Source organism: Lichenibacterium dinghuense (genome assembly GCF_021730615.1).
In the GTDB taxonomy this organism is placed as follows: Bacteria; Pseudomonadota; Alphaproteobacteria; order Rhizobiales; family Beijerinckiaceae; genus Lichenihabitans; species Lichenihabitans dinghuensis.
Genome location: NZ_JAJLMN010000001.1, coordinates 5,001,592 through 5,013,969 on the forward strand (window position 1 = coordinate 5,001,592; position 12,378 = coordinate 5,013,969).

Here is a 12,378-nt window from a genome sequence, read left to right on the forward strand (position 1 = left end):
GATGAGTCACCGCGGTCGATGCGGTCTAACGTGGGAACAGAAACACGAGGGAGAGGATCGACATGTCGGGCGACCACATCGCGACGGGGACCACGCGACGCCGCGTCCTGCAGGGGCTCGGGGTCGGCGCCCTCGCGCTCGGGGCGGCCCGCGCCCGAGCGGCGGACGTGCGCCTGCCGCTGCCGAGCGACCCGCGCGACCGGCAGATGACGGGCGCCTTCCCGCAGAAAGGGCAGATGATCCTCCAGCGCACCCGCCCGCCGCTGCTGGAAACGCCATTCGACGTCTTCGACCAGGGCGTGTTCACCCCCAACGAACGCTTCTTCGTGCGCTGGCACTGGGCCGTGATCCCCGAAAGCGTCGATGCCGCCAAGTTTCGTCTCGCCGTGCGAGGGAACGTGCAGCGCGCGCTGAGCCTCACACTGGCCGACGTGCTGGCCATGCCGCGCGTGGAGCTCGCCGCCGTCAACCAGTGTTCTGGCAACTCGCGCGGCCTGTTCGAGCCCCGCGTGGCCGGCGCGCAGTGGTCCCACGGCTCCATGGGCAACGCCAAATGGGTGGGCGTGCGACTCAGGGACGTGCTCGACCGCGCCGGCGTGAAGGCGGGCTCGGTGGCGGTGCGCTTCAACGGGCTGGACGAGCCCGTTGTGCCGGACGCACCCGACTTCATGAAGAGCCTCTCGGTCGACCACGCCCGCGACGGCGAGGTGATGATCGCCTACCAGATGAACGGCGAGCAACTGCCGCTGCTCAACGGCTTCCCGCTGCGCCTCATCGTGCCGGGCTGGTACTCGACCTACTGGGTCAAGATGGTCACCGACATCGAGGTGCTGGACGCGCCGGACGAGAGCTTCTGGATGAAGACGGCCTACCGCATCCCGGACACGCCCCACGCCAGCGTCAAGCCCGGCGAGACCGGCTTCAAGACGGTGCCGATCAACCGCATGGTGCCGCGAAGCTGGTTCACCGGACTCGCCAGCGGCGCCAAGGTCGAGGCCGGCGCGCTGGTGCCCCTGCGCGGCATCGCGCTCGGCGGCGACCGGGGCGTCAAGGCCGTCGACCTGTCGACCGACGGCGGCGCCACCTGGGCGGCGGCGAAGCTCGGCCCCGACGAGGGCACCTACTCGTTCCGCCGCTGGACCTTCGACGCCGCATCCGCGCCGGCGGCGGGGGGAAGGCTCGCCGCCCTGGTGCGCTGCACCAACGCGGACGGCGTCGTGCAGCCGATGCAGCAGCCCTGGAACCCGAACGGTTTCATGCGCAACGGGGTCGAGGCGCTCGACCTCGCCGTGGCCTGAAGGAGGCGACCATGCAGATCTCGCTCGGAACCGTCGCGTTCGGCCTCGTGGTCGCGGCCGGCATCACCCTCGCGATCGTCGGTTCGCCCGAGAGCCGCGGCCGGCAGCAGGCGGCCGAAACGCGTGCCGCCGCTGCGGCTGCGGCGGCCGAAGCCGCGGCGCCCAAGACAGCTTCGGCCGACGGCGTGACGCTGACCAGCGTGTCCTTCACCCTGCCGACCAACGACCGCGAGTACCCGGCCGGCCCGCACGCGGACGCAATCAACGGCAACTGCCTGTCCTGCCATTCGGCCGGCATGGTCCTGACCCAACCGGAGCTCAGCCGCGCCGAGTGGCAGGGCGAGGTCAACAAGATGGTGAAGGTTTACAAGGCGCCGGTGTCGCCCGAGGACGCCGCGGCGGTGGTCGAGTACCTTGCGCAACTGAAGCCCGGCCGTTGATCGACCCTCCCTTGGACGCGGCCGGTCCGCTCCGCCTGCTGCCGGGCCTCGCGCTCTGCGTCGCGGTCACGCTCGTGGCCTAGGCGCTGCAGGGCGTCGAGACGCGGTTCGTCGGCGAGCCCTACCTCGAAGCCCTGGTGCTGGCGATCCTGCTCGGCGTCGCCGTCCGGTCGGCCTGGACGCCGGGCTCGCGATGGGCGCCCGGCATCGCCTTCTCGGCCAAGGTGTTGCTGGAGGTCGCCGTGGTGCTGCTCGGCGCCTCGGTCAGCGCCGCCACCGTGCTGGCGCTCGGCCCGGCGCTCATCGGCGGCATCGCGCTCGTGGTCGCGCTCGCCATTGCGTCGAGCTACGGGCTGTGCCGGCTGCTCGGGATGCCCAAGCGCATGGCGGTGCTGGTGGCATGCGGCAACTCTATTTGCGGCAACTCCGCCATCGCGGCGGTCGCGCCGGTGATCGGCGCGGACGGCGACGACGTCGCCTCCTCGATCGCCTTCACGGCGGTGCTGGGCGTCGTCGTCGTGCTGCTCCTGCCGCTGCTGGTGCCGGTGCTGCCCCTGTCGCTGACGCAATACGGCGTGCTGGCTGTCAATCGGCGTTGAAATTTGACCCCCTATCGGCGTCCAATGTTGACCCCCTTGCTGCAATCTGAGGCGGTAGCGGCCGCCCGGCGAAGCGGGTCAGGGTTGCGCAGCCGGGCGGCTGCGGTGGCGTGATGCTCAGGCCGAGGCGCGGTTTTTGAAGCGCCAACTCTCGTTGCCGGTCTCGACGATCTCGCAATGGTGGGTGAGCCGGTCCAGCAGTGCGGTCGTCATCTTGGCATCGCCGAACACGTTCGGCCATTCACCGAAGGCCAGGTTGGTCGTCACGATGACGGAGGTCTGCTCGTAGAGGCGGCTGATGAGATGGAAGAGGAGTTGCCCGCCAGACTGGGCAAAGGGCAGATAGCCGAGTTCGTCGAGCACGATGAAGTCCATGCGCGACAGGTAGTCGGCCATGCGGCCGTGGCGGCCGGCGCGGCCTTCGGCTTCGAGCCGGTTCACGAGGTCGACGACGTTGAAATAGCGGCCACGGGCGCCGTTGCGGATGCAGGCTCGGGCGATCCCGATGGCGAGGTGAGTCTTGCCGGTCCCGGTGCCGCCCACCAGGACAGCGTTGCGCTGGTGAGCAAGGAACTCGCCGCCGGCGAGATCGCGCACCAGCATCTCGTTGATGAGCGTGCCTTCGAACCGGAAATCCTCGATGTCCTTGGCTAAAGGCAGCTTGGAGATGGTGATCTGATACTTGATCGAGCGCGCCTGTTTCTCGGCGATCTCGGCCTGCAGCAGATCACCGACGATGCGTTGCGGCTCGTGCTGGCGCTTCAACGCCGTGGTGATGATCTCGTCGTAGCCGGCCTTCATGCCGTAAAGCTTCAGGTCCACCATCGTGGCCAGGATTTCGGAACGTTCCATCACATGATGCTCCTCAGAGTGTCATAGCGCGCGCAGTCGGCGACGGGCTCGTGCTGCAGGCGCAGCGCGTCAGGGGTATCGATGGTGATGACGCGCGCGGGTTCGCGGCGTCGGGCCAGGATGTTGAGGATGATGTCGGCCGAGTGGACGCCGGCTTCGAGCGCCTCCAGGCAGGCAGCCTCGACGGCCTCCAGCCCGTCGTCCATGGCGGCCGTCAGCAGGCCCACCATCTGGCGATCGCCATCGTCGGCGCCGGCGAGCTTGCGCCGGACGCGCTCGAAGGCGGGCGGCAGCACCAATCCTGAACGGCGCCCCGTTACGCAGGGCGCCGGGCTTGCGGGCCAGCACCGGCACATAATGCCAGGGCTCGAATACGGTCTCGTTGCGGCCGAACCTGCGAACATGCTCGCCCACGACATGGCCGCCCTGGCGCAACTCGATCCGCTCCGCATAGGCCCGCACTTCGACGGGGCGGCCGACGGCGCTCGCCATCACCGAGTAACGGTTGTTGTCGAAGCGGATCAGGCACGTCTTGGACACCGAGACCGGCACGGCGTGGAAACCGTCGAAGGCGCCGACATAGGGCACGAGGCTCGGCCGCTCCGCCTCGAACGCCTGCCAGACCGTGATCTCCTTGTTCTCGGGATGGGGATGGCCCTTGGCGTAAGCGACGCACTGATCGAGGAGCCACCTGTTCAGCTCCTCGATGCTCTTCACGCGCAGGCGGGGCGTGAAGAAGCGCTCGCGCACCAGGCCGACCTGGTTCTCGACTTGGCCCTTCTCCCATCCCGACGCCGGCGTGCAGGCGACGGGATCGACGAGATAGTGAGCGCACATCTGCTGAAAACGGCGGTTATATTGTCGTTCCTTGCCGACGAGGATCGTTTCGACTGCCGTCTTCATGTTGTCGTAGATGCCGCGGCGGCAGGCGCCCTCGAAGAAGGCGAAGGCCTTGTCGTGGGCGTCGAACACCATCTCCTGGCTTTCGCGCGGATAGGCCCGCGCAAACAGCATGCGGCTGTGGCAGAGCCGGACGTGGGCCACCTTGATGGTGACGGTGGTGCCGTTGATCAGCACGATCTCGTGGCTCCAGTCGAACTGGTAGGCCTCGCCCGGATCAAAGCTCAGCGGCACGTGGGCGGCGGCCGTCACCGCGACCCGCTCGCGCCGCCAGCCCCGGGCGTAGCGCCGGACAGCGTCGTAGCCGCCCGCATAGCCGCGGCCGCGCAGATCCTCGAACACGCGGATCATGGTGAGCCGCTCGCGGGCCGCCTTGCTGTCGTTGGCGGCCAGCATCTCGTCCAGATCAGCCCGCCACTGCCCGAGCTTGGGCATCGGCTGGACCTCACGCTCGTACTCGAACGCGGTGCGGCCGGTGCGCACCACCTTGCGCACGGTGTTCCGGGACACGTGCAGATCCCGGACGATCTCCTTGATGGACCGGCCTCGAATGAAGAACTCGCGCCTGATGCGCGCAATCGTGTCCACGCCTTTCATCCCCCCCACCGCCCGTCCCGCAACAAGGACGTGCAGCTTGCTCGAATTGCACTCGAGGGGGTCAAAGTTGGACGCCGATCCCCCTCACATGGGGGTCAAAATTCCACGCCTAATCACAACCTGCTCACCGTGCCGCACCAGGCCCTTGATGAAATCGTCCATCTCAGATCCCGTTAAAATGAAAATCGGGATGCCGGGGCAAACCTTAATTGCTTCGTAGAACACCGCTTGACCATGCACCGGCGCGATATCTAAATCCCCTTCGTTTGCGGGAATGGCGAGGTCAAGAATAAGCAGGTCATAAAAATCTTGCGACAACATCACCAATGCCACAGCTTTAGTGCGGCATAGGTCCACGCGCTCGACCCCAGCAATTCCGCGCAAGATCTCCGCCATCGACGGGCCAAAGCTCAGATGGTCTTCAACGAATAAGATTTTCATTGTCTCTGAACCAGCGAATTTCGAAGTGAGCGCCGTCCTCATCGTTCTTCAGCGCGATATCGCCTTGCATAGACAACATCGCCTGCTGAGCGAGCGCGAGGCCAAACCCAACGTGGCCATTCTTGCTCGTAGCGCCCAACTTCAATGCGGCGGCAGGGTCGCCATTAAAGCCAGGACCAGTGTCTTTGATGACGACGTAGTTCTCGCTCTGGGTCGCGCCCCAGGTAACGACGACTTTAGGCGGCTTCGCGATCGAATGGAGCTGCACCGCCTCTAGAGCGTTTCGGAGGCCGTTGCTAATCGCCAGACGTAGTTGGTCCTTGTCGGCCGAGACAATCAGCCGGCTGATTCCTGCCGGCTGGATTGTAGCGCCCCCAGGATTGGGGACAGCCTCGATAACTTCAGCAATGAGTTCGGCGAGCGTGAACTGCTTGTAAGTGGGCACCGCGTTCGCGCGTTTGAGGTCGCGGATTGCAGTCATCAGACCATGAAGCTGATCGAGGTAGCGTCGGGACTGTGAAGACTCATAAGCTCCATCCAACTCTTTGGGCAAGACGACCCGCAGAAGGCCGACGACCGGCGCGAGCTCGTGAATGAGGCTATCGGCGACCTCCTCTGCCGCTTTCGCGAATATCTGCTGAGCGTCGAGACCACCCAAGTCATCTGCGCTAGGTAGCTGCGCGACCTGCTGAGGGGGAGCTTGTTCGGCCCGTGCCACGGCCGACAGCAGCGCTCGCCTAATCCACGGAACCGTTTCTCGTCTCAATGCCGCTTTGATACGTTGTAGGTCATCAGTCTCAGAGATCCGCGAAAAGAAGCGCGCACCCTGCAAGCGCACTTCGGTTGCGTTCGAATCGAGGGCAGTCGCTGCTTCTTCGCGGGTCATAAAAGGTGCGCATCGTAGAAGGCTGCGCGGTTCCGGAACGCCTCGATTCCGCCTTCCATTAGAGAGGTGATCGCGTCCACTGCCGCGTCGTCGTCCAGCGGCTTGCAGACCTCAACGGACCCGTTGCGGCCATCCGATGTAAGCTGAACAACCAACTTCGCGTCTCCTAGCACGGGGATGTTGGCATTATGGGTCGAAACGATGAGCTGAGAATGTGGCGCCCGCGCTCGGATTGCCTTAGAGCTGCTGCCGCTCAGGTTGGCTCGGGCGAGGTAGCGCAGGGGGCGGTGCTGTGATTCGGTGGTGGCCGGATCACGGAGAAGACCGATGCCCCGAGCTTTGTCGCTGGACCTGCGCGAGCGGGTGATTGCCGCCATCGAGGAGGGCGCGTCCTGCCGCGAGGCGGCGGAGCGCTTCAGCGTCGGGGTGGCGACGGCCATCCGGTGGCGCGCACGCTTCCGGGCCGAGGGCGAGATCGCGGCCAAGCCGATGGGTGGGGACCGGCACTCCCACCGAACTGAGGCCCATTCGGCCGCCATCCTGAAGGCCTACGAGGCGCGCCCGCAGATCTATCTGCGCGAGGTGAGGGACGTGCTGGGGGAAAGCGGCGCCACGGCAAGCCTGAGCGGGCTGTCCCGCTTCTTCCGGCGTCACGGCATCACCCGTAAAAAGGGGATCTGCACGCCGCCGAACAGGACAGGCCCGACGTGATGGAGGCACGCGAGGCCTGGTTCGAGGGGCAACTCGACATCGACCCTGATCGCGTCGTGTTCCTGGACGAGACCGCCACCGCCACCAACATGGAGCGGCGTTACGGGCGGGCTCCGCGGGGCGAGCGCTGCCGCATCGCGGTGCCCCACGGCCACTACAAGACCACCACCGTCACGGCCGCCCTGCGGGCGAGCGGTCCCTTCGCGATCGACCTCATGGACGGGGCCACAAACGGGACGCGGTTCCTATGCTACGTCACCGGCACGCTCGTGCCCGCGCTCAAACCAGGTGACACGGTCGTCATGGACAACCTCGCGGCCCACAAGGTGACCGGCGTCCGGCAGGCCATCAAAGCGGCGGGGGCGAAGCTGCTCTACCTTCCGGCCTACAGCCCGGACTTCAACCCGATCGAGCAAGCCTTCGCAAAGCTGAAGGCCCTGCTGCGCACCGCGGCGGCCCGCACTGTCCCCGACCTGTGGGCTGCCATCCGCGACGCCTTCACGCGCTTCAGACCCGATGAGTGCCGAAACTATCTCGCTGCAGCAGGCTACGATGCCTATGACCCAACCTGAGCGGCAACAGCTCTAATCAGGCTGTCTGTTATGAATGCGTTGTCGATGTGATCCTCCGGTTGGTCGATTACCAGCACCCGTTCGTCATGCTGAAGGACGATGGGTAGGATAACCGTGCATCGCTGGCCGGCCGACAACGTGGCGATGTCTTTGTACTCGGTGCCGTCCAAGAGCCTTAGCCGGACATTGTCTTCAATTGCGCAGGTCACGATCTCGCCAAGTCCGAACTCTTGGAGCACACCCAGAGCTCGCGCAGCTCGGTCGCGCGGCAGGCCTGCGGCTTGGGCCAACTCGGAAAATGCCTGTTCCTCTACAAAGCGCACAAGTTCACGAGGGCTGACTGCTTCCGCGATAGCGGCCGCTAGATTGTTGTATTTAAGACCGCTGCCTCTAAAAGCTTCGGTTAGGGCACGGGTGTACTCTGCATATTGGCCGAATTTCTCGACGGCGACGCCGATTCGTGGCCCAAGCGCGGCATTCATCTTGTCTGCCACAGTGACGCGTGCGCGAAAGCGCTTGTCCCGAACCGCTTCAAGAGAATTCAGCAGTTAATCGCGGCGATGGCGCAAGGAGGCCAGCCGGCTACGTCGATCAACAATAACCTTCTCAATCGCCTCGAGTTGGGCGATCCCACTACGGGAGGCCGCGAGCTGTCGAGTAATTGCGCCGGCACCTTCCACCAGCTTTTCTACTTCTCCGCGAAGCAAGCGCGCTTCGCCTTCCACTTTTTGCCGTTCCCCCGCAGCAACCAAGCATGCAGTCTCAACTTGACTCATCAAGGCCTTAAATTCTGAACTGGCGAATTTGACGTGACCGATAGCCTCATCGTAGCCAGCTCGGAATGGCCCTAGGGGATCAATGGCTGCTTCGCCTTCCCATGGCTCAGGTCCGAAGTCCTCTTCCATGTGTTCATCGAGCGCATCGGCCCATTCCCTTAGGCGTACTTCAAAGCGCTCAAGGGTATCGACCCTAACTGCAATAGCCGTTATTTTCGATGCAAAAGTATCGAGGCGAGCTGACTTTTCCGCAGTGACGGCCGATGTTGCGCTGATATCCGCCGCCCGTGTTTCCAAACTCAGGATCTGAGCACGAAGGCTAGGTAGCTCCGCCAACCTAGTCGAGGTTCGGGCGATCTCGCTTTCAAGGTTGGCGATCTCGCGGTAAAGAGACCTAATAGCGTTGGCTATCTCCGCCTCTTCAGCGCGAAGCTTGGCTCGATCCCGAACGAAGCCATCCAGCAGGCTCAGCCGACCTATCTCACTCAGGCCGATGGTCTCAATCTCCTTCTGAGAGAAGATGATCGGTGGCTGGAAAGCCTCGGTCGCTCTAGGCTCGTTGTCCTCTGCGCTTCGGGAAACGACGATGTCATCGAAGATATCGTCGATCGTGATGGTGATCTCGCCACCATCCAGCGTGTTTTTGGCGTGCTCCGTTGACTCGGTCGTGGCCTCGGACGTGTGGTTGCGAGCACCGAGGCCGAAGCGAATGGCCTCGATCAGCGATGTCTTACCCGTTCCACGCGCACCGATAACAGCGACCAGCCCTGACGGCAGGCGTAAGTCAAGCCCACTGAGGAAGCCTTCTTCGATCTGGATTCGCTTGATGTGCACGCCGGTTCTCCGAGCTAACCTTAGCGCGAGAGAACGGGCGGTTGGAAGGGCCGCTCCAGCGCTTAATGTGGGGCGAACAGCTGACAGCCTGACCCCAGCGCCTCATTTAACGCGCCGAAAGAAAGCCTGCTTTCGGGCAAGGCGCCAAAGCCGGCTTTTGGCGCGATGCTGACCTCACAGAAGGCCGGATCGCCAAGTGCATGGACAACTCCTGTCAAGCAGCCTTGATCAGTTCCGGCCGATGTAGGTGCGATAGCTCAAGGCCGTCCACGCGCACCTTCTGGAGCGCCTCGTGCAAGACTGCGACGGGAAACAGAGTGCCGTCGACCACGCCGTAGCCGGCCGTTACGTCCTTGTTGGCGTGTCCGACAAGCGCCTTGATAATGTCCCGGTCCACGCCCGCTGCGCGCAGCCGCGCCACGAACAGGTGTCGAAAGCTGTGGAACGTCTTCCGGGGCGACTTGGTCACGTGCTCGTCCGTGTGCCGCGCCCAGAACGTGCTCCAAGCCTTCGTAATTCGGCCGCGGTAGGCCTTCAGCTCGGGAAACAGGCGCTTGAAGCCGTCGCGCCTGCGCCGCGCCACGAAGTCCAGAAAGCCGCACCGCACCAGTTCGGCGTGGACCGGCACGTAACGCCGTGCAGCCGCCGTCTTCACTGCCTTTTCCGGTTCCTTCTCGCCCCACCAAGCCTTTCGGTCCGCCGCGTCGTCCTCGTCTGGGAGGTCGGTTATATGGATGCACCACAAGCTGTCGACCTGCTTGACGTCACCGACCAGCAGTTGCCCGAGTTCCTCCAGCCGCGCTCCGGTGAACAGCGCCAAGAGCGGCAGCCAGTGCGCCGCAGACCCGCAGCCGCTGATCGGGATGTCGATCGGGGCCACGTAGACCGACGTCGAGAAGATGCGCCGGAGGTCCTCCAGGCCGTACGGCTCGCGCTTGATCACGTCCGCCTCGGTGATCTTCAGGCCCATCTTGCTGCAGGGGTTGACGGCGATGTGGCCGAGCTTCTCGGCCATCGTCAGCGCGGCCGAGATCGACCCCAATCCCTTGGCGTTGACCGTGCGTCGGGCGAGCCTGGGCTGCTTCAAGTTGGCCGGCTTCTCGCCCCACGCGATCCGCTCCGCGAGCGACGCCCGGCGAATGGCATGGGGCACGTTGCGGGGGCAGCGTTCCAGCAGGTCCATGAAATCCTTTAAGACCGGTTTGGTGATCTGGTCGACCGGCAGGTCGCCGAACTTGCCGATGAAGTACCCCGTGTAGAGAGCGTTGTCGTCCTGCTGCTTGCCGAGCGGCCTCTCCTCTTTGATCCAGCGTTCGCGCATCGCGGACAGGAGCGGCATCGGGGCAGCAGCCGTCTCGGGCCTCGGAACGGGCGCCATCACAGGCGGACGCTCCGGCGTGTCGATGGCGGCGCCGGCGTCCCTCGCCTTCACGGCCTCGACCCCGTTGACGGTGGTCCTGAGCAGCGCCAGCGCCAGGGCGCGGCGGTCGGTGTGGCCCTGCGGCAGATCGAGGCCGTTCTCCGCCAGGCGGAGATCTAGTTCGCTGGGGATGGTCGACGTGGTGCAGGCGGCGGTGAGGGCCGCGTTCTGCTCAGGCGTGAGCCGCACGACGCGCCCCGCCGCCAAGTCGCTGATGGCGGCGATGAGATGCGGGTCGGTGACCTCGCCCTCCTTGATCTCCCCATCGAGCGTGCCGGACCGGCGGGAGACGAGGGCTGCCTTGGCATCGCGCAACCTGAGATCGTCGGCGAAGCGGCGGGCGTCATCGACCGGGTCGAGAGAGGCGGTGCGGCTAGCGTTCATCATCAGTCGCACGACGACGCCCGTCAGGGGCGAGGTGAAGGTCGGGTCGATCCAGCACTGATCGTGTTCCGCCAGGAGATCGTGCCTGGCCTGCGCCGCGATCGTGCCGACCGCGCCGACGGGCAACCGCTGCACCGTGTTGCGCTCACGGCCTCGCTGTTCCTTCTCCGCGGCCAGCACCTGTCCCATCTGGACCAGCGCCTCGACCTGTTCGTGAACGCGGTTCCAGCGCACCCGAGCCGTGGCCTCGTCGCCCGTCGCGAGCGACACCTTCACGGTCGGCCGGCCCTCGAGCTTGTGGATGCCCTCCTTCCAGGGCAGCACCACCTCGCCCGTGATGAAGGCGGCGACGGCAGCCGGCACGTCGCGGTGATAGCAGAACTTGCCCGTGTCGGTCCGACGGACCAGGAAGGGCAGACCGGTGGTGCTCGACCGCGGCATGGGGGCGCCTCACGCTGGATTCTTACCAGGATTCTTACCGGTTTCCGCCCGGAATCGGCGGTCTGCGGCGAGAACGTGAGGGGACCGTAGGGAAATCAGCGCTCTGGCGCAAAAATGGAGCGGGTGAAGGGAATCGAACCCTCGTATGCAGCTTGGGAAGCTGCCGTTCTACCATTGAACTACACCCGCGTCCAATTCGTTATAGCCGAGTTGCGCCGCGCCGGCAAGCCCTACCCCGCAGCCGAGCAGGGTCATTCAAAGAAGCCATTGCTGGCAGCTTTGATGGTTTGAAGCCGGTCTTCGGCTTTTGCGGCCCGTCGTGAGCGCAAGGCCCCTTTCTGTCCGCGGAGCATGAACAGCGTAGTGTTGCGGACGGCCGCCACTGCCTGGGGGGCGGAGCGGGAGCGCAGGCGGCTGTGGTCTTCGCGGGCCACCACGTCGCGCCGCCAGTGCAGACGGTTCTCGATCAGCCAATGGTCACGCCACAGCCCGAGCAGCCGGTCTGGCCCGGCCTGTTCGGGCGTCAGGCTCGTCACCGCGTCGGCGACCTCGCGGCTGACGCGCCCGCCGATCTCGCGGGTGCGTTCGATGCGGCACACCTGCCGGGCTCCGGGCCAGCCCAGGTGTGCGACGCGTTTGTGGCTGGCCGACAGCCTGCGGATCTCGATGCGGCCGTGGCCTTTCTCGACCGTGCCGGCCGTGCGCAGGTCCGGCGGCGAAGCCGGCTCAGGCGGCGTCGGCGCCCGCCGGAGCGCGCGGGTGAGCTCCGGGGGCGAAAAGCGTCGCCGAAGGCCGTGGCGATGTCGGCCATCAGCTCCGGCTGGTCGGCTTTGACGGCGAACAGGTAGGCGCCGTCGCGGTCGCGGATTGTCTGGCAGATCGCCCGCTGGCAGAAGGCGGCGTCGCCGGCCACCACCGTGCCGGCGAGGGGCAGCCCCTTGAGCAGGGCCAGGGCCGCGGTGATCTCGTTGCCGTCCGGCGGCACCCGCAACTGGCCCACCATGTCCTTGAGGCGGCTGGCGAAGGCCGACACGAGGTGGACGCCCTCGCGTCCGTCGTGGCCGCCGGGCGCCGAGCCGCGCAGGCGCTTGCCGTCGAGCGCCAGGTGACCGCCCGGCCCGTGCTCGTTCACCCAGGCGCCCAGCACCTGCTCGACCGCAACCACGTCCAGAGCTTTGAAGACGTCATGGTAGGCTGCGTGACACGGGGCCCGCTCCAGCCCCAGAA

The 12,378-nt window shown here is 65.5% G+C and carries 10 protein-coding genes, 1 tRNA gene and 3 pseudogenes; 4 read left to right on the forward strand and 10 right to left on the reverse strand.

Going from position 1 to position 12,378, the window contains the following annotated elements:
* Window positions 1–62 precede the first annotated feature (62 nt).
* The 3 genes and pseudogenes from L7N97_RS23985 to L7N97_RS23995 all read left to right on the forward strand — a co-directional run.
* Entirely contained in the window at window positions 63–1,298 is a 1,236-nt protein-coding gene (locus L7N97_RS23985) for a molybdopterin-dependent oxidoreductase (RefSeq protein ID WP_237480748.1), read from the forward strand.
* 11 nt (window positions 1,299–1,309) lie between these two features.
* Complete coding sequence (locus L7N97_RS23990; RefSeq protein ID WP_237480749.1) at window positions 1,310–1,738, forward strand: c-type cytochrome; 429 nt, start codon at window positions 1,310–1,312, stop codon at window positions 1,736–1,738.
* Window positions 1,738–2,322: pseudogene (locus tag L7N97_RS23995) on the forward strand (putative sulfate exporter family transporter); the annotation flags it as partial. The gene L7N97_RS23990 and the pseudogene L7N97_RS23995, both read left to right, overlap by 1 nt.
* A gap of 132 nt (window positions 2,323–2,454) precedes the next feature.
* Here the strand turns inward: L7N97_RS23995 and istB are convergent.
* The 4 genes and pseudogenes from istB to L7N97_RS24015 form a co-directional block, all read right to left on the reverse strand.
* Window positions 2,455–3,189, reverse strand: a complete 735-nt coding sequence (gene istB, locus L7N97_RS24000) for an IS21-like element helper ATPase IstB (protein ID WP_237478175.1) — start codon at window positions 3,187–3,189, stop codon at window positions 2,455–2,457.
* Between the two features lie 11 nt (window positions 3,190–3,200).
* Window positions 3,201–4,686, reverse strand: a pseudogene (gene istA / locus L7N97_RS24005) (IS21 family transposase); the annotation flags it as partial.
* A gap of 84 nt (window positions 4,687–4,770) precedes the next feature.
* Window positions 4,771–5,127, reverse strand: coding sequence for a DNA-binding transcriptional response regulator (locus L7N97_RS24010; protein ID WP_237480750.1), 357 nt, complete (start codon window positions 5,125–5,127; stop codon window positions 4,771–4,773).
* Entirely contained in the window at window positions 5,108–6,013 is a 906-nt protein-coding gene (locus tag L7N97_RS24015) for an ATP-binding protein (RefSeq protein ID WP_237480751.1), read from the reverse strand. The genes L7N97_RS24010 and L7N97_RS24015 overlap by 20 nt, the downstream gene beginning before the upstream one ends.
* 327 nt (window positions 6,014–6,340) lie before the next feature.
* Here L7N97_RS24015 and L7N97_RS24020 point away from each other — a divergent pair.
* A protein-coding gene (locus tag L7N97_RS24020; RefSeq protein WP_237480752.1) for an IS630 family transposase occupies window positions 6,341–7,296 on the forward strand; the annotation gives its coding sequence in 2 pieces (ribosomal slippage) (window positions 6,341–6,692 and window positions 6,692–7,296; 957 coding nt in all).
* Here L7N97_RS24020 and L7N97_RS24025 read toward each other — a convergent pair.
* From L7N97_RS24025 to L7N97_RS29940, 6 genes and pseudogenes are all read right to left on the reverse strand, one after another.
* Window positions 7,281–7,790, reverse strand: coding sequence for a hypothetical protein (locus L7N97_RS24025; protein ID WP_237480753.1), 510 nt, complete (start codon window positions 7,788–7,790; stop codon window positions 7,281–7,283). The genes L7N97_RS24020 and L7N97_RS24025 overlap by 16 nt on opposite strands.
* A 54-nt stretch (window positions 7,791–7,844) precedes the next feature.
* The gene (locus L7N97_RS24030; protein WP_237480754.1) at window positions 7,845–8,906 is read right to left on the reverse strand and encodes an AAA family ATPase; all 1,062 of its coding nucleotides are present in this window, start codon (window positions 8,904–8,906) and stop codon (window positions 7,845–7,847) included.
* Window positions 8,907–9,120: 214 nt separating this feature from the next.
* Window positions 9,121–11,151: a site-specific integrase gene (locus L7N97_RS24035; RefSeq protein ID WP_237480755.1), complete on the reverse strand. Its 2,031-nt coding sequence runs from the start codon at window positions 11,149–11,151 to the stop codon at window positions 9,121–9,123.
* A gap of 115 nt (window positions 11,152–11,266) precedes the next feature.
* A tRNA-Gly gene (locus tag L7N97_RS24040) sits at window positions 11,267–11,340 on the reverse strand.
* A 62-nt stretch (window positions 11,341–11,402) separates the two neighbouring features.
* Entirely contained in the window at window positions 11,403–12,029 is a 627-nt protein-coding gene (locus L7N97_RS30380; protein ID WP_309242874.1) for an ISAs1 family transposase, read from the reverse strand.
* A pseudogene (locus tag L7N97_RS29940) lies at window positions 11,912–12,316 on the reverse strand (ISAs1 family transposase); the annotation flags it as partial. The gene L7N97_RS30380 and the pseudogene L7N97_RS29940, both read right to left, overlap by 118 nt.
* Window positions 12,317–12,378: the final 62 nt, after the last annotated feature.